The following is a 21,748-nucleotide window of genomic DNA, read 5'->3' as shown; positions in this document are numbered from 1 at the left end:
AGGAAGCATCTTTTAACGTATAAACAGCTTTATAATGTTTTAACAATATATTTACGTTGGATTAACCTTTTCGACTTGGCATCAAGTTAAGCTATAAATGAAAAGAATGCCAGTTGGAATGGGGGAAGCTAAGATGAAAGTTGATTTACACTGCCACACGAATATCTCAGATTGCTCTTTTTCTTTCGAAGAGATTGTACAGCATGCACTGAAGGAAAATGTAACCCATCTAGCCATTACAAACCATGACACAACAAAAGGGCTGGAGGAAATGACTGTCTTAGGAAAGGAAAAAGGAATCGAAATTATCCCGGGTATAGAAATATCCGCCTATGACTTTAATAGAAATCGAAGAATCCATGTTCTTGGTTACTTCATTGAACCTGGACATTCCGCGATTCAAGACCTTTGCGAACCGCTACTTAAGGAACGCCATCAGGCTTCTTACATCATGGTTCAAAATTTAATAGAAGCGGGTTATTCCATTACATGGGAGCAGGTAGAAAAATATGCAAAAGGCGGAACGGGTGTTTATAAACAGCACATCATGCATGCCTTAATCGATAATGGTTATACAGATTCCATTTATGGAGACTTATATAAAAAGTTATTCTCCCGCGGTCAAAATGGCGAAGCTCCGGGAATTGCCTTTGTTCCTGTCAAGTATGTCGATGTCCAATCGGCCATCCAGGCGATTCTTCAAGCCGGAGGAGTGCCGGTACTTGCCCATCCTGGCCAATACAAGAGCTTTGAGGCTGTGCCTGAGCTTGTGGAAGCTGGCCTTCAAGGAATTGAAGTATGGCACCCGCTTCATTCTCCAGTGGATGTGGAAAGAGCGAAACAATTTGCAGCAGAATATGACCTAATTATGACCGGAGGCACCGATTTTCATGGATCTTATGGTGAAAATGAGGTGGTACTTGGCTCGAAAGATCCGGGAAAAAAGGCAGTCGAGGGATTAAAGAAACGGAAAGAAGTCTTGACATCTTTAACTTTAGTCGAAAAGGGAAGGATGTAAATGAACTTTATCCATCAGCCTAAAAAAGAGAAAATCCAGTTGTCAAAGCCTATGGTCGACCCAACCAGTCATATCGTAAATACCTATGCAGGAAACTGGACATCCATTGGTCCAAGCAATAAAATTATTGAATCAAAAATTGGGGATTACACTTATACCATGGATGATGTAACCATTAATTATACGGAAATTGGCAAGTACTGCTCGATTGCTTCCTACGTCTGTATCAATCCTGTCAATCACCCAATGGACCGTGTGACGCAGCATCACATGACTTACCGCCGAATTTCATATCGACTTGCTGACACAGATGATGAGGAGATTTTTAACTGGAGACGGCTGAATCGTGTCACGATTGGCCATGATGTTTGGATTGGGCACGGAGCTATTATTATGAAAGGCGTAAAAATAGGAAATGGGGCCGTCATCGCCTCCGGAGCAGTGGTGACAAAAGATGTCGAGCCATACACGATTGTGGGCGGAGTACCGGCCCAACTAATTAAAGAGCGCTTTTCAAGAGAGATTGCAGAGAAATTGCAGCAAATTGCCTGGTGGAATTGGCCGAGAGAAGTGATAGAAGAGCGATATTATGAACTAAATGATTTGGAAAACTTCCTTGAGAAATATGAACAAAAAGAGAAATAATTCTTGGCTGAAGGCGGTGTTACCGAAAAAAGGTAGACCGTCTTTTTCAATTATCCTTGCATAAAGTTGCTTTGATATACTAATGAAGAACAAAGCTTTCGGAGGGATGGTTATGGTAGACGAAATGTTAATTGTTGATGAAATGATTGCAGATATCCAATCAGGAAAATATGGACAGGAGGAGAAGCTTCCTTCGGAAAATGAGCTGGCTGATCAGTATTTGGTTCCCAGAATGACGATACGGAAGGCATATGAAAGGCTGCAGGAGCTTGGCTATATTTATTCCAAACAAGGGAAAGGGAGCTTTGTGAAAGACAGAAAAAAACAAATTCCTCTCATGCTTTCCGGTAATGTTTCCTTCAGCAAAAAAATGAGCGAACTGGGCTATCCTTTTGAATCTAGAACCATCTTCTGTGAGAAAACCGATTATAATAAGATGGTTTTCCAGTTTTTGGGTGCTGATGAGATGGACAAAGTATTTAAAATCGGCAGGCTTAGGCTGGTAGATCAAACACCGATAGCCTTACATATTTCTTTTGTGGCTCAATCGGTGTTTCAAGATATCGAAGCCGAGGGACCAGGTATTACGTCGATGTTTGATTATTATCATAAAAAAGGGTTTTCGGAATTTACTTCAGCTTCCAGTACTTTAAGCGTGATGTTCCCAACTAAATTTGAAAGGGAGGTTCTTCGCTGCTCGAGCTTGGTACCGCTGTTAATTTTAGAATCTGGCTGCTTGGATCAAGAAACAGGAACTGTATTGGAATGTACTAAAATTATCTATCGAAGTGATCGATTCACTTATGTCATATAACCAACCAGCAGAAATGCTGGTTATTTTTTTTGCGACAAAAGCGTTGAAACATTCATTTACACGTGGTTAACAATACATTATCGCTTTTAACAGTCTCTTAACATTCACCAGCTTGGCAACAAGGTACATTGGAAATAGGAAATCTATTAAAAACGGAGGCAGGCTGATGAGAAGAAAAAGAAGAACAGAGATTTTAATCAACGGTTCTAAAAAACTGGCAGCCGCAATGGCAAACGAAATACTAGAAAACTATAAAGCCTCAATAATGGAGGAGCCGAATGATGGGCTCGTCATGGTGAAGGTTAGAGAATCCGCCAAGAAAAGCCTTTTCTATATAGGTGAAGTTTTTGTTACGGAATGCAAAGTTCGCATTCATGATTCCTTGGGTATTGGGGTGGTAACCGGCCACGAAAAAGAGCTTGCCTATCAATTGGCTGTCATTGATGCAGCCTATACAGCCAGACTGAAAGAAACGGAAGGCTGGGAGAAACTGTTGCTGGAGGAAGAGAAAAAGATTGCCATGGATCGGGCCGACAAATTGAAACAGGTCCTGAAAACGAAGGTAAGCTTTGAAACAATGGATACGGAATAAGGATGGTGACATGATGAAATTTGATTTAGTTCATGATATACAAAGTGCCTATCGCAAGGTAGTTGATTCGATTTCTAGACCGGGTTTGATTTCCACCCTGCAGGAAGAGACCGCCATGATTGAGTTTCATACAGGCTGTTTTCCCTCAACAAAGGTTTTAGCCCTGATGCTTCTGGATATAGAAGTAACCTTTAAGGTGGTTTCAAAACGGGAAGAGGAAATAACTGGCATGCTGAATCAGTTAACCTATGCAAAAGCAGCAGAGGCCAATGAGGCTGACTTTATTTTTATCTTAAAAGATTGTGATCGGAATCAACTTGAGACAGCAATCAGATCAGCCAAGACCGGAAGTCTCATGAATCCGCATGAATCAGCCATTCTGATTATTGAAACGGAAAGTGTCAGTACGGGCATCGACCTTGTTATGACCGGATCCGGGATTGAAACAGAGCAGGAAGCAAGTATTGATGGAGCTGATACATGGCTGGATTTACGGGCTGAAAAAAATAAGGAATACCCGCTGGGAATTGACACCATCTTAACAGATACCAGCCATTCTATTCTTTGTTTGCCTAGGACCACTCAAATTAAGAAACGGGTGACAATTTAATGGGATACGTTGCGGTAAAAGGCGGAACACAGGCCATTGAAGAATCGATCAAGCGCTTGAAATATGAAAGGTTAAAGCATGGAACCGTTCTGGAAATAGAAAAAATCGAAGCGGGAATGAGAGGGTTGATTGACCAAGTAATGTCAGAAAGCAGCCTTTATTCACCGATACTTGCTGCCATAGCCATCAAACAGGCGGAAGGGAATCCTGAAGAAGCTGTATTCCAGCTCAGGGCCTACAGGTCCACACTGCCAAGAAAGCATTACACCAGAATTGCCGATCCTGAGGAAATGGTAATCGAAAGAAGGATCTCAGCAAGTTTTAAAGATATACCAGGAGGACAGGTTTTAGGGGCGACAACGGACTATACCCACCGTCTGCTGGATTTTGATCTTGTTTCGGAAAAGGATGAGGATGCTAGGCAATGGCTTCAAGACTTTCAGCTTGAAAGCCTGCAGATTAATGATAGTAATCATACAGGACGTTTTCCAAAAGTTCTCGACTATATAAGAAAACAAGGGTTAATGGCAGAGTGCAGCCCTAATGACAGAGTGCCTGATGACATCACAAAAAAAAGTCTGGAGTTCCCAAGTACTAGAAGCCAGCGCCTGCAAATTTTAACACGCGGTCAGACCGGGGCTGTAACCTCGCTTGCTTATGCTGTTATTCGCGGGTATGGAGCCCTGCACCCAACGGTCGGTGAACTTCGCATCGGGAGTCAGCCGCTCTACATCGATAATCCAGTGGATGAGTGGAAGGAAGAAGAGGATTCCTATTATATTGGTGAAATCAAAGTGACAGAAGCGGAAATGCTGATTCCTGTGCCGATTCAGAAAGGAAACGGGAAGGAAGAGATTGAGTTTGAAATCGGCTATGGCATTTGCTATGGACAAAATGAAACAAAAGCCATCGCCATGGGAATTCTCGATCACAGCCTTGAAAAAGGCAATGCCGAGTTTCCTACACAGGACGAAGAGTTTGTCCTTTACCACATTGATTCCGTGGAATCTACAGGATTTATTTCACATCTGAAAATGCCGCATTATGTCACGTTCCAATCGAAGCTGGACAGTGTCAGAAAAACGAAAAAACAGGAAGAGTTGACGAACAGGGAGGAGATCGGTACAAATGCAATTAAAATATAACTTTGGTTTTTTTGATGAGGGCTCCAAGCGGGAAATCAGGAGAGCAACGTTAAAAGCCATCGCTATTCCCGGGTATCAGGTGCCATTTGCCTCAAGAGAAATGCCCATAGCCAGAGGCTGGGGGACAGGCGGGCTTCAGTTAACACTCTCCCTTGTCGGCAAAAACGATAGTTTAAAAGTGATTGACCAAGGTTCTGATGAATCTGTCAATGCAGTCAATATCAAAAAGCTTGTTTCCGATACAACCGGAATTGAAGTGACCGAAGAAACCGAAAAGGCAACGATTATTCAATCTAGACACCGGATTCCGGAAGTCCCATTAAGGGAAAATCAGATTCTAGTCTTACAGGTCCCTCTTCCAGAACCCCTGCGTTTTTATGAGCCGAGTGAATGGGAAACGAAAAAGCTTCATGCTGAAAAGGAATACAGCGGGGCATGGGTCATGCTGTTCGAGCAGATCATGAAATTTGGGACAACCACAACAGATGCCGACCATCCGGTCATGGTCTACGACCGTTATGTTATGGCACCAAGTCCAATTCCAAGATTCGATAATCCTAAAATGCACAAGTCTAAGGGCTTAATTCTGCTGGGCGCAGGCCGGGAGAAAAAAATCTATGCTGTGCCTCCTTTTACGGATGTCGAATCGCTGGCTTTTGAGGATTATCCATTTGCAGTGGAATCGTTTGAGGATAAAAGCTGCCGGATGTGCGGCTCCACAGGGGTCTTTATGGATGAGCTTTTCGATGATGAAACAGGCGAAACTTACTTTCAATGCAATGATACCAGCTATTGCTTGTCCCAAATGAATCAAAAACAAACAGTAGGAGGTGAGGGAAATGAGCAGCATTGAGGCGCCGATCCTATCGATAAAAAACGTAAACAAACAATTTGGCGCTGGCTGCAGTATTTGCCGGGACCAGATGGGAAGGGCACTGATTAAAAATTATTGCAAGGCATGCGGAACAGTTTACGCCTGCCAGGATATCAGCTTTGACTTGTATCCCGGAGAAATCTTAGGAATTGTTGGCGAAAGCGGGAGCGGCAAGTCCACGCTGATGAGATGTCTTTATTTTGACCAGGAAGTAACAAGCGGTGAGGCTTATCTGAACCAGTATGAAGGAGGGGCGAAGAATCTGTTTCAGGAATCTTCGCAGAAAAAACGGTATATTCGTAATCACTTAATAGGAAAGGTGTACCAAAACCCTTTGCTAGGTCTGAAAATGAATTTTTCTTCTATCGGGAATATTGCCGAAAAACTGATTGCAGCCGGGAATCGGAATGTAGGGCAGATGGAATCGAGAGGAAAGGAACTGCTCGAATATGTGAATATACCGGATTACCGCATGAAAGAAGCACCAAAAAATTTTTCCGGCGGTATGCAGCAGCGGGTCCAGATCGCGAAGGCACTTTCCAATAATCCACCAATCCTGCTGCTAGATGAGGTGACGACCGGGCTGGATTTATCTGTCCAGGCAAGCGTTTTGGATTTAATCAAACATTTGCAAAGGGAGCTTGCCATCAGCATGATTATTGTCTCTCATGACCTTGGGGTAATTCGGATGCTTGCGGACCGCACGTTAGTCATGCTAGATGGGAAAGTTATCGAACAGGGATTAACGGATCAAATTCTTGAAGACCCGCAAGGTCCTTACACGCAACAGCTCGTTCAATCGCTTCTTTAAGTTCTGTATAGAAGGAGGAAAAAAAGGATGTACCTGATTACAAACGGTAAAATCGTGACAGAAGCAGCCATATTGGAGGGCTTTGACCTGCTCATCAAGGAAGACAGAATTGAACAAATTGCTTTCAGGGGTGAAATACCGGTTGAGGAAACGATGGAGGTCATAGATGCTGCTGGCGGCTTTATTTCCCCGGGATTTATTGATCTTCACTCAGATTATATAGAAAATATGGCAGCACCACGGCCTACTTCCTTGATGAATTTCCATTTAAGTCTGAGGGAAGCGGAAAAAGAGTTAATTGCCCATGGCATTACTACCATGTTTCACTCCCTTTCCTTGTTTAAATTTACGGAGTATGCCTATAAACCGATTCGTGAGCCTGAAAACGTCAGGAAATTTATTGACCTGATTGAACAGAGCCATACTAACAGCCATCTAGTGCGCCATCGCTTTCATGCGAGGTTTGAAATCGACAATGTGGATGAGGTTGATAATCTAAAGTCCTATATTGCCGAAAAAAAGGTACACCTGATTTCCTTCATGGACCATACCCCGGGGCAGGGACAATATCGTGACCTGGAAGTCTATCGGCATACAGTGAAAGGCTACAACGATATTAGTGATGCAGAGATTGATAGAATTATAACCAAGCATCTGACCAAAGAGAAGGTTGCGATTGAAGCAATGCAGGAAATCGCCCAGGCAGCAGCGGAAAATCATATTGCCATTGCTTCACATGATGATGATTCACTAGAAAAGCTGGAGTTGGTTAAAAGCTTAGGTGCGCAAATCAGCGAATTTCCGATTACAATGGAAATCGCTAAAAAGGCAAAAGAACAAGGGATGTACACGGTGGCAGGAGCGCCAAATGTCTTGCTGGGAGGCTCGCACAGCGGGAATCTTTCCGCGGCTGAAGCCATCAGGGAGAAGGCCATCGATATTTTATGCAGTGATTATTACCCAGCAGCGATGCTGCATTCCATTTTTGAGCTGCATCAGATATATGACCTTGATTTAGCTCAAATGTTCAAGCTGGTAACGATCAATCCGGCAAAGGCAGTAAACCTTGATCATGAAATAGGGTCGATCAAGGAAGGTAAAAAGGCAGATTTGCTCATTATTGAAAAAATCCAGCCTGATTTTCCGGTGATTACTGCGGTAATGGTAGACGGGAAGCTGATTCAAAAAACAAACTACCGCATTTGACAGGAAGCAGAAGCGGCAGAGTTGGTTTATTTTAATGAAAGAAGGTGGATTAATGGAAAACATCCTATCAATTGAAGGTTTAGCCAAATCGTTTAGGCTGCACAATCTGAACAAGCAGATTAAAGCAATTAATAATATCTGTCTTTATGTTAAAGAAGGGGAATTTATCGGAATAACAGGTAAAAGCGGCAGTGGGAAATCGACCATTTTAAAATGTATATATCGCACCTATTTGTCCGATGAAGGTGATATTTGGTACAACTCAACGAAATTCGGCCCGATTAACCTAGCCTCAGCTAATGAGCGGGAGATTGTTGATTTGCGAAAGCATGAAATTGGTTATGTGTCGCAGTTTCTTAATGTGATGCCTAGAACAACTGCCAGAGAGCTGGTGAAGCAATCTATTATGGAAATGGGCTGTCAGGAAAACACCGCAGAAATGGAAACAGTGAAAATGCTTGAGCATTTTGAATTAGATAAGGAACTTTGGGATAGTTATCCAGCCACTTTTTCAGGAGGAGAGAAGCTGCGTCTTAACATTGCTAGAGCAATGGTCAAGCGGCCAAGGCTTTTGCTCTTAGATGAACCTACGGCAAGTCTTGATGGGACCTCCAAACAAAAAGTAAAGGTGTTAATCAAACAGCTGATGAAGGAAGGAACCACAATGCTTGGTATTTTTCATGATCTCGAATTTATGAAGGATTTGTGCGACAGGGAATACAATATCCAGGCGGGGAAATTTCTCATTTCAACGAAGTCTTAATAATTTTTTACCATAACTTAGCAAATTCAAAATAGTAAATTTACAGTCTATTAATAGTAGCTTTGTATAATTCAGTTGTCTAGGCATGAAAGGAAATTGAAAAGACCAAAATCTTGTATCCCTAGGAGGGGTTTCTACAAATGAAGAAATCACTATTGAAAAGTGCGTTGTTAGTTTCTATGTCTGCTTTAACCATTTTTGCAGCGGGATGTTCATCGAAAACAGAAGGGGCTGCTGCAGGGAAATCAGCTGATGACAAGATTACGATTGCTTGGCTGCCTAATGAATCCGGTGCAGATTTAGAAGCAGCTAGAACAGAGATTGGAAAAGAAATTGAAGCAGCAACAGGGAAAAAAGTAGAACATAAGACGACAACGGATTATATCGTTGCGATTGAAGCCATTGCAAACGGAAATGCGGATGTGGCATTCCTAGGGGCACAAGGTTATATTGAAGCACATAAGAAAAATGAGAAGGTGCTTCCACTGGCCGTTCCGAGCGGTGAATCGGGCACGCTTGATGATGCCGTTTACTACAGCTGGCTGGCAGTAAATAAAGGTGATGCAAGTAAATACAAAGACGGTAATAAATTTTCTCTTGATCATATTGCTGGAAAGAAATTTTCTTTTGTTTCGAACAGCTCTACGTCTGGGTTTAAGGTTCCTTCGACAGGAATTGTTGACTATTTCAGCAAAAAGGGTGACTACAAGGATTTAAAAGCAGAAGATTTGCAAGAAGGTGGAAAGGACAAGTTTTTTAGTGAAGTGTTATATGGAGGATCTCATCAGGGCTCTGCAGTCAATCTATTAACGGGTAAAGCTGATATTGCTGCCTTTTGTGATACATGTGTAAACAACTATGTAGAACTTGCCAATGGAGATGAAAACAGACCTGGGGCTATTTACAAAGTGAAAAAAGATGCTGCTGAGCCGTTTAATACTCTTCCAGGTAAAGAATTTGAGCTTATTTCTGTTACACCAGTTTTAAACGCACCATTTGTTGTTAACACAAAGGAGATTAATGAAGAGGATCAAAAGAAGATTCTTGAATTATTAACGAGTGATAAAATAGCTGGAAATGAAAAAGTATTTGTGCCTGCAGACTCTAAATTTTCCGGGCTGTTCAGCAAGAAATCAGGAAAAGAACGTTTGTTAAAGGTTGAAGATAAATTTTTTGACCCAATTCGAGAACTGTCTAAGTAATCGAAGAGTGAAAACTAATTGAATGCAAGGGGTGTTAACGATGACTGTGCTATTAGAACTGAAAAGTGTATCAAAGCAATATGGGAAGGATACAAAAGCGCTATCGGATGTTAATTTCTCTGTTAAAGAAGGGGAGTTTGTTTCCATCATTGGGCCGTCAGGAGCAGGGAAATCAACTCTCCTTCGCTGCATCAATAGGATGATTGATGCTAGCAGCGGAGACATCATTTTTGATGGTAACAATGTTTGTACACTCGGAAAAAAGAATCTGAAAACACTCCGAACTAAAATTGGAATGATTTTTCAACATTACAATCTAGTTAAACGATTGAGCGCCATGGAAAATGTTCTCCATGGAAGATTAGGCTATAAATCAACCTTTGCTGGTGTATTGGGAATATACAATCAAGACGAAAAAGAAATGGCCTTGAACTTGCTTGAAGGATTGGGACTAGGGGAACAGATTTATAAACGAGCTGATCAACTGAGCGGTGGACAAAAACAGCGTGTAGGAATTGCCAGAGCTTTAATCCAGGAGCCAAAAATGCTGTTGTGTGATGAACCGATTGCTTCACTTGATCCGAATTCATCCAAAGTCATAATGGATCATCTAAGAAATATCACAACTTCCTATGGTATTACATGCCTGGTTAATCTTCACCAGGTAGATGCAGCATTAAAATATTCAGATCGAATTATTGGAGTTAACCAGGGGAGAGTGGTTTTTGATGGCGCTCCCGAAGATATAACAGATGAGATCATCCACAAAATTTACGGCTCTGAAGCCGGGGAACTGATTTTTGAAATGGGTGGCAGAAATGCAGGCTGATATTTTTTTATCAAAAAAGATTCGTTCATTGGCATTTATTATATTGCTCGCAGCCGCCACGATTGTAGCTGTCGTCATGACAGAATTTAATCTGGCTAGGGGCCTTTCCTCCATTCCAGAGGCGATTGTATGGTCCTTCTCAAATTTTTATCCTGATGCGGCTTCAATGGAGAAACTGCCAAATATATTGGATAAACTTCAGCAAACAATATTAGTTTCTATTGCAGCAACAACGGTTGCTTCTATCCTAGCATTGTTTTTTTCCATCGCAGGTTCGACTGCAACTCAATTTAATTCTTTCTTAAGTAAAATCAGCAGAGGAATTGCCACCGTATTTCGGAACATTGATATTTCTGCATGGTCGATGATTCTGCTGTTTTCATTCGGGCAAAGTGCGTTAACGGGTTATTTTGCTTTGTTTTTTGGTTCTTTCGGTTTTCTGACCAGAGCCTTTATCGAATCCATTGATGAAGTCAGTAGCAGTTCAGTGGAAGCACTCCGGGCAACTGGAGCCGGCTACTTTTCGATTATCTTTCAATCAGTCATTCCATCCACTATTCCTCAGTTGATCAGTTGGATTCTATTTATGATTGAGACCAATATCCGCAATGCCACTTTAGTAGGAATTTTAACGGGTACGGGTATTGGATTTGCTTTTAATTTGTACTATAAAAATCTTGATTATAACAGTGCATCCTTAGTGGTAATCGTGATTATCGCAGCGATATTTATGATTGAATGGGTTTCAAATTATATCAGAAGGGTGATTTTATAGTGGAAATAAAATCGTTACCGGTTGGCACAGGAACCAGACTTCAAGCAAGTGGATCAAGACCAAAAAGAGTAAGGACAATAAACAAAACGTCCTCGGTGATACCTGCAACCCTTATTTCTCTTGTGATTTTGACGATTTATGGATTCTATAGCTTTGATTATAAGGATATTAACTTCGCCAACGCTGCTCTCTCTACAGTAGAAAATGTCAAAACGATGTTCCTTGAACCCAAATTCAGCCATTTCACATTTGGAAAGGCTGTCTATCAGGTAGCGGTGACCCTTGGTCTTGGGTTTCTAACCACATTATTTGGGGCTGTGATCGCCCTGTTCTTTGGTTTACTTGCAGCACAGAACTTAACGAATAAAAAAGTATCGACAGCAATTAAGGGAGTGGTAACCTTCATCCGATCGGTCCCGACAGTCCTATGGGTGTTAATATTCGCCGTTGCTGCAGGTCTGGGAAGCGAGGCTGCGGTAATTGGAATGACATTTCACTCTGTCGGTTATTTAATCAAAGCGTATTCCGAGGCATTTGAGGAAATGGATGAAGGGATAATAGAAGCGCTCCGGGCAAGCGGAGCAAATTGGTGGCAGATTGTCTTTCAAGCCGTTATCCCATCCACCATTACTTATTTAATCTCATGGACTTTCCTGCGTTTTGAAATTAATTTTGCAGTGGCAGTTGCGATGGGTGCTGCTGCAGGCGCAGGCGGAATTGGATTCGATATGTTTATGGCAAGCGGATTTTATTATGCTATTAGAGAAGTCGGTGTAATTACTTATTTCATCTTAATCGTTGCCATTGTCCTAGAACTAGCAGCGACTAGAATAAAACAAAATTTGAAAACCCGTGGATAACCTATCGAATGAAGAAATCCAACTGGTGTTTAATCGGAGAAAAGATGACCATGGTATTTGGGGCCCATGGTCATCTTTTTTCTGTTTTTATTTAATTGAGGAGGTCGAATTGGATAAAACTCTATGCACCTTTTTATAGTGTTTTAACGAGTGGACTTTGCCTATATAGCTATTCTTACGTTTGAAATCAGAAGAAATAAATTGAATAGCCAGGTAGGGAAAAAATTTTTTCGTTCGAAAGCGGAGATCCTTCCAATAAATAAAGTATCCGTCTTTTCTTACATCCACAAACGGGTAGGCATACGTTGTACAAGCAAGAAAATCTGAAATAGACTGGTCCATTCGACTGTCTGAAACTAACACGGGAAAATCAATTTTTTTAGAAAGTGTGTGCTCTATAGCTAGACTTTTTTCAGAGTAGACGCCAAATAAGAAATCTTCATCGGTTTCAATGATGACATCCCATTTCAATAGAGTCATACGCGGAATCAGCTTAATTCCGATAGCATTCATAAAATGGTGGTATAAGTGACGTCTTGCTGCTGCCGTTAAATACGCCCGAACCCCTAAGTATAAAAAAATAAATAGATATATCGCCAAAAATGTTAGGCCAGGTTGATAGAAGAAGAGTAAACCAAATCCTAGAAAATGAAGCGTTAGAATGTAAGGGTCGATTAATGGAACCGCATCAAAGGAAATCCATTTTCGAGAAAAAGGCAGCAGGATTTGGGTTCCATGCACATTGAAAAAATCAAATAATACATGCAGAATGACCGCTAAAAGCGTCCATAAAAATAAATAAAGGAAATCCATACCTGGGATGAACGTATACAGCAAACCTGATACCAGGATGGCCCATAAAGGAAGCGCAGGCAGGGAATGAGACAAGCCCCTGTGATGACGGAAGTAACTGCCTTTTCCTTTTAGGCGGTAGATAATATCAAAATCAGGCGCGTTTGAACCAATGACGGTACCTATTAGGATTGCATGTGATAGAGTTTGATTCTCAGAGACAACAGGATCAATCTGAGCAAGAGCACCAATGCCAAAGCCAATCACAATATGTGAAAAAGTATCCATCCGGCCACCCCTTAATCTTATTAATTGGATAAACCCCCGTTAGCAATCAAGCATATTTTTCTATGTTTGTATCCTCGAAAACGGATTGATAATGCCAAAGTAATTGGGATAAAATCGCATCCCAGCTTTGTGCTAAAGCATAATCTCTCCCTTCACGAGCAAATTGGCTTCGCAAGCCCTCATTTTCTAGTAGCTTGAAGATGGCATCTGCAAACGCTGCTGCATTGCCTGTTTCACACAAATAACCTGTAGCCCCTTGCTTGATTATATTTTTTACACCGCCCGAATTAGCCGTAATAACAGGAGTACCGCTTGCCAACGCTTCAATCACAACATTTCCAAAGGTTTCAGTAGGAGAAGGAAACACAAATAAGTCAGATGCGGAGTAAATTTCCGCTAACTCTACCCCTGTTACGTATCCTGTAAATGTCATATTGGTGGGGGCATCAACCTCCAGTTCTTCCCTTAACGGACCGTCTCCAACTACTAACCATTGAATCTGCTCATTGATCTTGGCGGGGAGTGATTTGGCTGCGGTCATGAGTGTCTTGACATCCTTTTCCGGTGCTAATCTGCCTACAAAGGTTAAAAGGTACTTTTTGGTGACCCCACGTTTCTCGCGTATTGCTTGTTTGTCGTAATGTGGATGGAAAAGCTGACAGTCTACTCCGTGGGGCCAAATTTCTAAATTAGCAAACCCACGGCGATGGAGTTGAGTAAATGTTTCCTGTGACGGCACAAATAATTTTTTAAACGGCTTATGAAACCATTTCATGTATTTCCACAGGATTTTTGAAAAAAATTGAAGGTCATAAAATTTCAAGTAATAGTCAAAATCGGTGTGATAGGAGCCAACAAGCGGAATCGATAATTTTTTGGCAAGATAGATACCGCAAAGCCCCATGTTAAATGGTGTCGCGACATGGATGATATCAGGAGAAAAGGCTTCTAATTCAGACTTAATCCGAAACAGATTAGGAAAAGCCAGGCGGCACTCAGGATATAAGAAAAAGGACCAGCTTTTAAAGCGGCTGATATGGGACGAGATGTATTCATTTGCATTGGCTTCCGAATCTGGTGCAAAGACTTTATAGGAGATGTTTTGTTTCTCTAAATAATTGGTAAAGTGCTTAAGCGTTCTCGCCACACCATTGATATCCGGATAAAAGGTATCTGTGAAAATAGCAATTTTCATAACATTCTCCTCCTTAACAGATTAAAGTTGCCGCAAGCGGCCTACACTCGTTCCTTAATGAAGATTCTTCTAATGTCAATTCCTCTTAATTGTATTAGATATCTGGAGGGAATCTTCTTAAGATGCTGTAAAATAATTGTAAAGATTCTGTGAATTAAAACCGCATTTAGGGTCTACTTTAACATTTTGCGTGGAAAATCATAAAAAGGTCGAAGTAGAATGTCTCTACTTCGACCTTTAAACTTAGGCGGGCTGCCTCAACAAGTATGAATATTTTTTCAGGAAGCCAGAAGAATCCCTCTCATGCTTCCACTACTTGGACATAGAAGCAACAGAACTGCCGCCATGCTTCCTCTTTGTCCAGACAAATGTAAGGAAGAAACATCCGAGTAATATAATTGCGCCAACTGTAAAAGGTAAATTCATATGCCAGTCGAATAAGGTCCCGGCTAATGCAGGTCCAATCATGTTGCCTAAACTCATGTAAGAATTATTCATACCGGCAGCATACCCTTGTTCATCGCCGGCTGTTTTTGAAATTAACGTATTGACCGCAGGGCGAATTAAAGTAGTGGCTGTCGAGAATAGGGTGGCGACCAATAGAATGATGAAAAAGCTGCTAACATATAACATGCCATATAGACTAATCGCTGCAACAAGTAAACCAAATAGAATGATTTTCATTTCACCGAACACAGAAAAAAGCTTATTTAGTACAAAGGCTTGTACAATAACGCCGAAAAAGCCGCCAGCCGTCATGACAATGGCAAGATCATTTGGGGTGTAATTAAATTTATAGGTTAAGAACATTGTTAATGTTGATTGGAAGTTAGCAATTCCAAAAGAGAAGACAAACACAACGATTAATAAAACAAAGTACTTAGTTTTGATGGAGCGTGCCATTTGTTGAAATAAATTTTCACTTTTAACTTGCTCTTTTATAACAGGTTTGATGGATGGCAGGAAGATGAAAGATAGAATTCCAGCAATGATGGTTGCGGAGCCTCCAAAATAGAAAGGGAAGTGCAGGCTGACATTTGACAGAAATCCGCCAATCCCAGGACCGATCATAAAGCCTAATGAAATCGCAGCACCGATCCAGCCCATTGCTTTCCCTCGTTCCGCATTTGATGAAAGATCAGCCGCATAGGCCATAATAGGAGGCACAATAAAGGCTGAACCGACGCCCGTAAAGAATCTGCAAACAAAAAGCATCCATAGTTCTGTGGATAGCCCAAAGCCAATTTGTGAAAGTCCATTCACAAAAAGACCGAAAATGATTAAATTTTTACGGCCATGGCGGTCAGATAAATTCCCTGCAACCGGTGAGAATATAAACTGTGCAAAGGCGATCACGGCAATAATAAAGCCTAATGCCTGCCCAGCTGCACCAAAGGTTTTTAAATAGGCTGGCATAACGGGGACGATGAGTCCAACCGCACTAAAGGTGATAAACATATCAAACATTAATATATATAGAGCCAACTTATTTGAAGATTTCATGTATTTCTCTCTTTCTGATTTTATTCGTATACCTAAGTAAAAATTATACAGTTGTCTATTTGGTTAAACAACAAAAAGAACCTGTAACATTCTGTTTTGAAAAATTTGAGTAAAAAACCGTCCTCTTGCTTCAAAGTGCGTGTTTTGCTAGAATTATTACAAAACAGTACGAGGAGTTAAGCGATGAATATTGTGGAAAATGACATCTTAGTAAATAAAGCCATTGAGAATGCTCCTTCTTGGTTAAATGAAGACCTTGAAAATATAGCGAATAAAGAAAAAGGCAAATTAAGAATCAGCTTTGTCATTTCTGAACTTTATTCAAAATACACATTTAGCTATCGCCATATCTTCTCATCTATGGGTCAAAGTTCAGAATGGGCTGTTATTGCTCGCGAAAGACTAAACTTCATTGATAACAATATTGATTTGATTGAATACATGCTTAGAAGGGTTCAATATTAAAGAAAAAACACACTCGAAATCCTATATGATTTCGAGTGTGTTTTTTTAGGTTGTATTCGTTAATATATATGAAATTAATTAACAGTTATCTTTTCATCGGAATTGTTTAACAACCCAATGAATGAATTATTCCTCTTCCGTATATGCTTCCACCGTCGTATCTCTGCACTCCCAGCATTCAGTCCGATTCCGCTCCATAATTGATAATTCCTTTCCACAAGAAATGCATTTATCCATAGGTAAAGATTCCCCTTTCTAGTGAAAATGTTTTATAAATATATGTTTGCAGATATTCATTTATGTCCCTTTGTGAGTTTTGTTTGAAAATTTAATTTAACTCAAATAGATTTAAGATACTCCAATACTTATCATAAGGACAGAATAGGACTGAATATTTTACCTTGAAGGGATATTGAATAGCAGATGTACTATCGGTAGAAAGGAGAGAGGATTTATTTGAATTTAGGGAGTAGTCAGTGGAATGGTTACCTTGATGCTATAGATGCTTCCTTAGGGAAAGGGATGGCTGCAAAGGAAGTCGTTTGTTCCATTACGACTGGTTTTCGTGTGATTCCTTCATTACGGAATGCTCCGGGACTGAACCCATATCATGCTTCTGTAGCAGATATCGGCTACGGGTTTGATGCTGTAAGGGGGACGATTGGGCGGCTCCGCAATGGTGAAATGATTTCTCTAGGAAAAGAAATGCTTGTTTTTGACCTCGACACATTACGTATTAGCGAAAAACAATTGAGCCCTAATTTTGAGCTAGTAGCAAAGGACGCCGGACCAGATACCTATTATTTAATCGAGCAAAGCCGTTTTTTAAACCGGCAAATAGCTGAAAAAATTAACGAGGCCATCAAGTTTGGCAAGGATCTTTTGGGCCCGGAGTGGTATGTGATTCTGAAAAAAGTTCAAAACATTCAGGCCATCCCACGCCTGTAGCAGAATAGTCAAAGGGAGAGAATGAAATGCCGGAAAATTCTTCTGTTCATATGAGTGAAGAGGAACAACAACGTTTATTCGAGTGGTGGGAAGCGACAGAGCAAGGGACAGTAGTAGTGAAACGGTTAGTTTCATCTATTACGGAACTCAGACTGCATCCTGAATCAAGCCGTGCAGATGGGATGATTTTGTTTTATCGTGCCGCATCAGAGGTTTCCTATGGTTATGCAGGAATGAGGGGCTGCATCCGCCGTTCTTTCACATCTGAATATTCCGAGTTCCTCCTGCATAATATTGTCAGGTGTCATGGCTTTGCGCGGATATTTTCGGTTGATACAAAGGTTCTTCTAGAGCGGGTTGCCAAACAAATCAGCGGTGCAAACGCGATGCAAATTGTAGAACGTATCCGAGAAATACTTCGTGAAAATGATGCAATTCTAATAGAAATAGAGAATAAAGCGAATGCATTCTTTGGTGAAAAAATGTTCCAATCGTTGCAAGCAAGCCATATGCAATCAATTACCCTGCCTCCATCATAAATTTTGGTGCCTGATCCCCGATGCGTTAACACATTAACGCATCGGGGGTCAGGCACCTTTAACCGCACTTTATGATAGGTTTGTAAAATGGAAGAAAATATTTTATAATAATAAGAAAATTGTAAATTGATAGAAAGGGGTTTGGGGATGAAATTATATATTTCAGTTGACATGGAAGGAATCACAGGGATGGTTGACCACACTCAAGTTGATTCTGGCAAGCATAATTATGAACGCAGCCGTATTATTATGACGGATGAAGCGAACCATGTCATAATGTCTGCATTTGATTCAGGGTGTAATGAAGTAGTAGTAAATGATAGCCATTCTAAAATGAACAATCTATTAATAGAGAGACTTCACCCTGAGACACAATTAATAACGGGTGATGTGAAACCGTTTTCAATGGTCCAAGGACTAGATAGGTCCTTTACGGGGGCAGCATTTGTTGGTTACCATGCCCGCGCCGCATTAAAAGGGGTCATGTCCCATTCAATGATTTTTGGCGTTCGCAATATGTACATAAATGATGTAGCGGTGGGCGAACTAGGATTAAACGCCTATGTCGCAGGATATTACGATGTACCGCTTTTGATGGTTGCTGGCGATGACCGTGCTGCCATAGAAGCAGAGCAGTTGATCCCGGGTGTGACAACCGCAGTTGTAAAAGAATCTATCTCAAGGTCCGCAGTCAAATCGTTAACACCAGCTAAAGCGGGGCAGCTTCTCCGTGAAAAAACAGCTATCGCACTAAAGAATAGAGATAAGGTAAGACCACTTACACCGCCGGATAGACCACTTCTATCAATTGAATTTACCAACTATGGGGAAGCGGAATGGGCTAATTTAATGCCGGGCACAGAAATTGTCCCAGAAACAACCATTGTTCGTTTTCAAGCAAAAGACATTTTGGAAGCATACCAAGCAATGTTGGTAATGACGGAAATGGCGATGAGAACTACATTCTGTTAGGAAGTGGACAAGCATGAATTCATATTTCATAAAACGAATTGCAGCGATGATCATCACGTTATGGCTCATCATTACAGCAACCTTTTTCTTAATGCATTCAGTACCAGGTTCACCATTCAATGAGGAACGAACAACAAATGAAGCCGTCCAAAAGAATCTCGAAGCCTATTACCATCTAGATCAGCCACTCATAGTCCAATATGGTAATTACTTAGCAGCACTTGTAAAATTAGACCTCGGTCCGTCGATTAAAAGATCATCACAGACCGTTAACGACCTGCTGGGAAGAGGATTTCCAGTATCATTTGAACTTGGATTTTATACACTTTTAGTGGCTGTTTTTTCAGGGATATTACTTGGAGTGATTGCTGCCCTTCGGCATAACGGAATCCTCGATTATGTAGCGATGAGTATCGCAGTAATCGGAATTTCGATACCGAACTTTGTCATGGCTACTTTTTTGATTGAGGAACTAGCAGTAAGATTCCCGTTATTTCCAGTCGCTACATGGTCTAGCCCGAAACATATGGTATTGCCGATTTTGGCGTTAGCAACAGGACCAATGGCGATTATCGCCCGCTTAACTCGCACATCTATGCTGGAAGTATTAACACAAGATTACATAAAAACGGCAAAAGCAAAGGGATTATCCCCAGTTAAAATTGTGTTCAAGCATGCCTTAAGAAATGCTCTATTGCCGGTTGTTACCGTTTTGGGTTCATTAGCTGCCAGTATCTTAACAGGTACCTTTGTTATTGAAAAAATATTCGCGATCCCTGGGATGGGGAAATATTTTGTTGACAGTATCAATACGCGTGATTATCCAGTCATTATGGGAACAACAGTCTTTTATAGTGCCATTTTGATTCTGATGCTGTTAATAGTCGATCTCGCATACGGGGTATTGGATCCGAGAATAAAGCTCAATAAAAAGGAGGCGAAATAATGGAACTTCGGAAACATGACAACAGAAATATTTCGCCAGATGTTCCAGATGAATGGTTTGTTCCTAAAGCACGAAATCAAACAGCGGCTGAAGCAGTCATAAGACCTAGCTTGTCGTACTGGAAGGATTCTTGGCTAAGGCTTTTAAAAAATAAATTAGCGATGGCCGGCTTAGTTTTCTTAGCCTTCCTAACCTTATTGGCGATTTTCGGACCGATGATCTCACCACATTCGGTGGAAAAACAAACGTTAACACTGCAGAATTTGCCTCCATCAAGTAAATTTTGGTTTGGGACGGATGATTTGGGGCGAGATGTGTTTACAAGAACATGTTATGGTGCGCGAATTTCATTATTCGTCGGATTGATGGCTGCCCTTATTGACTTTATTATTGGCATTGTTTATGGCGGTTTCTCCGGTTACAAAGGAGGCCGAACTGATAACCTGATGATGAGATTTGTGGAAATCCTATATGGCCTTCCATATTTATTAGTAGTCATTTTAGTTATGGTCGTTATTGGACCGGGATTAACTACTATTATTCTAGCTTTGTCCATAACCGGTTGGGTTGGGATGGCAAGAATTGTTCGTGGGCAAGTCTTACAAATTAAAAACTATGAATTTGTTCTAGCATCGAAAACGTTTGGGACAAAAACGGCACGAATTATCCGGAAAAATCTGCTGCCAAATACAATGGGTCCTATTATTGTCCAAATGACGCTAACGATCCCGTCAGCTATTTTTGCAGAAGCATTTTTAAGCTTCATCGGCCTCGGAATCCAAGCGCCGCATGCAAGCTGGGGGGTAATGGCTAATGATGGCTTATCTACTATTCTCTCAGGATACTGGTGGCGTTTGTTCTTTCCAACATTGTTTATTTCATTAACAATGTTTGCGTTTAATGTTTTAGGTGATGGATTGCAGGATGCCCTAGATCCTAAACTGAGGAGGTAGCAACATGGAGAAAATTCTTCAAGTGAAGGATTTACACGTATCCTTTTCCACTTATGGCGGCGAAGTAAATGCCGTTCGCGGTGTCAGTTTTGACTTACATAAAGGTGAAACATTAGCGATAGTAGGGGAATCAGGCTGTGGGAAAAGTGTAACTTCTCAAAGTATTATGAGGCTTATTCCCAGTCCTCCAGGAAGAATTACCGGAGGAGAAGTCCTTTTCCAAGGCAAGGATTTAATGAAGTTAAAAGAAAAAGAACTGCGGAAACTTCGCGGTGCCAATATATCGATGATTTTTCAAGATCCGATGACTGCTTTAAATCCAACGCTTACAATTGGGGAACAAATCATGGAAGGAATTATCCAACACGACAAGCTTTCTCGGGACCAGGCAAGAAAAGTGGCAATCGAGATGCTGAACCTTGTGGGAATTCCAAGTCCTGAACAACGGCTGAAACAATATCCTCACCAGTTTAGCGGCGGGATGCGGCAGCGAATTGTCATCGCCATGGCCCTTGTGTGTCGTCCAGAGGTATTAATTGCCGATGAGCCGACAACCGCGCTTGATGTTACGATACAAGCACAAATTTTGGAGTTATTTAGAGATATCCAAAAGAAAACGGGGGTATCCATCATTCTTATTACCCATGATTTGGGTGTAGTAGCACAGGTTGCTGACCGAGTTGCGGTTATGTATGCAGGAAAAATCGTTGAATTAGGGACAAGGCGGGAAATTTTTTACCAACCGCAGCATCCATACACGAGGGGATTACTTCAGTCTGTACCACGCTTGGACATGGAAAAGGAAGAACTTGTTCCGATACCAGGAACACCGCCAGACTTATTTTCCCCGCCGGTTGGATGTGCTTTTTCAGCCCGCTGTCCATATGGGATGGAAGTTTGTGATAAAGCATACCCATTTAAAACCCATCTTAGCAGCGATCATCAAGTGGATTGTTGGCTGCAGGATGAACGGGCAAAAAAATTGGTTTCAACATTTGTTTAA

At 41.2% G+C, this 21,748-nt stretch carries 24 protein-coding genes; 21 read left to right on the top strand and 3 right to left on the bottom strand.

All coding sequences use genetic code 11. The annotated features are described in order from the left end of the window. The first annotated feature begins 133 nt into the window (after positions 1 to 133). The 14 genes from ACIQXV_RS23480 (at position 134) to ACIQXV_RS23415 (ending at position 12,144) form a co-directional block, all read left to right on the top strand. Positions 134 to 1,018, top strand: coding sequence for a PHP domain-containing protein (locus tag ACIQXV_RS23480; protein ID WP_402962738.1), 885 nt, complete (start codon positions 134 to 136; stop codon positions 1,016 to 1,018). Then, positions 1,019 to 1,663: a DapH/DapD/GlmU-related protein gene (locus tag ACIQXV_RS23475; RefSeq protein WP_402962736.1), complete on the top strand. Its 645-nt coding sequence runs from the start codon at positions 1,019 to 1,021 to the stop codon at positions 1,661 to 1,663. A 112-nt stretch (positions 1,664 to 1,775) separates the two neighbouring features. Beyond that, a complete protein-coding gene (locus ACIQXV_RS23470) occupies positions 1,776 to 2,477 on the top strand; it encodes a GntR family transcriptional regulator (RefSeq protein ID WP_402962733.1) in 702 nt (233 codons plus the stop codon). Positions 2,478 to 2,643: 166 nt separating this feature from the next. Beyond that, on the top strand, positions 2,644 to 3,069 hold the full coding sequence (phnG, locus tag ACIQXV_RS23465) for a phosphonate C-P lyase system protein PhnG (RefSeq protein ID WP_402962731.1): 426 nt from the start codon (positions 2,644 to 2,646) through the stop codon (positions 3,067 to 3,069). Continuing rightward, on the top strand, positions 3,047 to 3,679 hold the full coding sequence (phnH, locus tag ACIQXV_RS23460; RefSeq protein WP_402962729.1) for a phosphonate C-P lyase system protein PhnH: 633 nt from the start codon (positions 3,047 to 3,049) through the stop codon (positions 3,677 to 3,679). Before phnG ends, phnH begins: the two co-directional genes overlap by 23 nt. Further along, complete coding sequence (locus tag ACIQXV_RS23455) at positions 3,679 to 4,824, top strand: carbon-phosphorus lyase complex subunit PhnI (protein ID WP_402962728.1); 1,146 nt, start codon at positions 3,679 to 3,681, stop codon at positions 4,822 to 4,824. The genes phnH and ACIQXV_RS23455 overlap by 1 nt, the downstream gene beginning before the upstream one ends. Then, positions 4,808 to 5,677, top strand: coding sequence for an alpha-D-ribose 1-methylphosphonate 5-phosphate C-P-lyase PhnJ (locus ACIQXV_RS23450; protein ID WP_402962726.1), 870 nt, complete (start codon positions 4,808 to 4,810; stop codon positions 5,675 to 5,677). The genes ACIQXV_RS23455 and ACIQXV_RS23450 overlap by 17 nt, the downstream gene beginning before the upstream one ends. Further along, positions 5,664 to 6,509, top strand: coding sequence for an ATP-binding cassette domain-containing protein (locus ACIQXV_RS23445; protein ID WP_402962724.1), 846 nt, complete (start codon positions 5,664 to 5,666; stop codon positions 6,507 to 6,509). Before ACIQXV_RS23450 ends, ACIQXV_RS23445 begins: the two co-directional genes overlap by 14 nt. A 27-nt stretch (positions 6,510 to 6,536) precedes the next feature. Continuing rightward, complete coding sequence (gene phnM, locus ACIQXV_RS23440; RefSeq protein WP_402962722.1) at positions 6,537 to 7,715, top strand: phosphonate metabolism protein PhnM; 1,179 nt, start codon at positions 6,537 to 6,539, stop codon at positions 7,713 to 7,715. Between the two features lie 52 nt (positions 7,716 to 7,767). After that, complete coding sequence (locus ACIQXV_RS23435; RefSeq protein WP_402962720.1) at positions 7,768 to 8,478, top strand: phosphonate C-P lyase system protein PhnL; 711 nt, start codon at positions 7,768 to 7,770, stop codon at positions 8,476 to 8,478. Positions 8,479 to 8,618: 140 nt separating this feature from the next. Further along, positions 8,619 to 9,680 carry a phosphate/phosphite/phosphonate ABC transporter substrate-binding protein gene (phnD, locus tag ACIQXV_RS23430; protein WP_402962718.1) on the top strand — a complete coding sequence of 354 codons (1,062 nt, stop codon included), beginning with the start codon at positions 8,619 to 8,621 and terminating at the stop codon, positions 9,678 to 9,680. A 40-nt stretch (positions 9,681 to 9,720) separates the two neighbouring features. Continuing rightward, positions 9,721 to 10,509: a phosphonate ABC transporter ATP-binding protein gene (gene phnC / locus ACIQXV_RS23425; protein WP_402962717.1), complete on the top strand. Its 789-nt coding sequence runs from the start codon at positions 9,721 to 9,723 to the stop codon at positions 10,507 to 10,509. Then, positions 10,499 to 11,284 carry an ABC transporter permease subunit gene (locus ACIQXV_RS23420; RefSeq protein WP_402962950.1) on the top strand — a complete coding sequence of 262 codons (786 nt, stop codon included), beginning with the start codon at positions 10,499 to 10,501 and terminating at the stop codon, positions 11,282 to 11,284. The genes phnC and ACIQXV_RS23420 overlap by 11 nt, the downstream gene beginning before the upstream one ends. After that, positions 11,284 to 12,144 carry a PhnE/PtxC family ABC transporter permease gene (locus tag ACIQXV_RS23415; protein WP_402962715.1) on the top strand — a complete coding sequence of 287 codons (861 nt, stop codon included), beginning with the start codon at positions 11,284 to 11,286 and terminating at the stop codon, positions 12,142 to 12,144. Before ACIQXV_RS23420 ends, ACIQXV_RS23415 begins: the two co-directional genes overlap by 1 nt. 87 nt (positions 12,145 to 12,231) lie before the next feature. On the opposite strand, the gene ACIQXV_RS23410 is transcribed toward ACIQXV_RS23415, so the two are convergent. From ACIQXV_RS23410 to ACIQXV_RS23400, 3 genes are all read right to left on the bottom strand, one after another. After that, the gene (locus ACIQXV_RS23410; protein ID WP_402962713.1) at positions 12,232 to 13,224 is read right to left on the bottom strand and encodes a metal-dependent hydrolase; all 993 of its coding nucleotides are present in this window, start codon (positions 13,222 to 13,224) and stop codon (positions 12,232 to 12,234) included. A 46-nt stretch (positions 13,225 to 13,270) separates the two neighbouring features. Further along, entirely contained in the window at positions 13,271 to 14,419 is a 1,149-nt protein-coding gene (locus ACIQXV_RS23405) for a glycosyltransferase family 4 protein (protein ID WP_402962709.1), read from the bottom strand. 312 nt (positions 14,420 to 14,731) lie between these two features. Further along, complete coding sequence (locus ACIQXV_RS23400) at positions 14,732 to 15,922, bottom strand: MFS transporter (protein ID WP_402962706.1); 1,191 nt, start codon at positions 15,920 to 15,922, stop codon at positions 14,732 to 14,734. Positions 15,923 to 16,105: 183 nt separating this feature from the next. Here ACIQXV_RS23400 and ACIQXV_RS23395 point away from each other — a divergent pair, with 183 nt between their 5' ends. From ACIQXV_RS23395 to ACIQXV_RS23365, 7 genes are all read left to right on the top strand, one after another. Beyond that, positions 16,106 to 16,387, top strand: coding sequence for a hypothetical protein (locus ACIQXV_RS23395; protein WP_402962704.1), 282 nt, complete (start codon positions 16,106 to 16,108; stop codon positions 16,385 to 16,387). 456 nt (positions 16,388 to 16,843) lie between these two features. After that, complete coding sequence (locus ACIQXV_RS23390; protein ID WP_402962701.1) at positions 16,844 to 17,335, top strand: hypothetical protein; 492 nt, start codon at positions 16,844 to 16,846, stop codon at positions 17,333 to 17,335. Positions 17,336 to 17,361: 26 nt separating this feature from the next. Further along, positions 17,362 to 17,874: a hypothetical protein gene (locus ACIQXV_RS23385; RefSeq protein WP_402962698.1), complete on the top strand. Its 513-nt coding sequence runs from the start codon at positions 17,362 to 17,364 to the stop codon at positions 17,872 to 17,874. Between the two features lie 147 nt (positions 17,875 to 18,021). Further along, positions 18,022 to 18,846, top strand: a complete 825-nt coding sequence (locus tag ACIQXV_RS23380) for a M55 family metallopeptidase (protein WP_402962695.1) — start codon at positions 18,022 to 18,024, stop codon at positions 18,844 to 18,846. A 13-nt stretch (positions 18,847 to 18,859) separates the two neighbouring features. Then, a complete protein-coding gene (locus ACIQXV_RS23375; RefSeq protein WP_402962693.1) occupies positions 18,860 to 19,792 on the top strand; it encodes an ABC transporter permease in 933 nt (310 codons plus the stop codon). Next, positions 19,792 to 20,745 (top strand): ABC transporter permease, encoded by a 954-nt coding sequence (locus ACIQXV_RS23370; RefSeq protein WP_402962690.1) that lies wholly within the window; start codon positions 19,792 to 19,794, stop codon positions 20,743 to 20,745. Before ACIQXV_RS23375 ends, ACIQXV_RS23370 begins: the two co-directional genes overlap by 1 nt. A 4-nt stretch (positions 20,746 to 20,749) precedes the next feature. Next, entirely contained in the window at positions 20,750 to 21,748 is a 999-nt protein-coding gene (locus ACIQXV_RS23365; protein WP_402962687.1) for an ABC transporter ATP-binding protein, read from the top strand.

The sequence above is a fragment of the Neobacillus sp. NPDC097160 genome (assembly GCF_044762155.1).
GTDB lineage: Bacteria > Bacillota > Bacilli > Bacillales > Cytobacillaceae > Neobacillus.
This window is presented reverse-complemented; position numbering and strand designations above follow the sequence as displayed.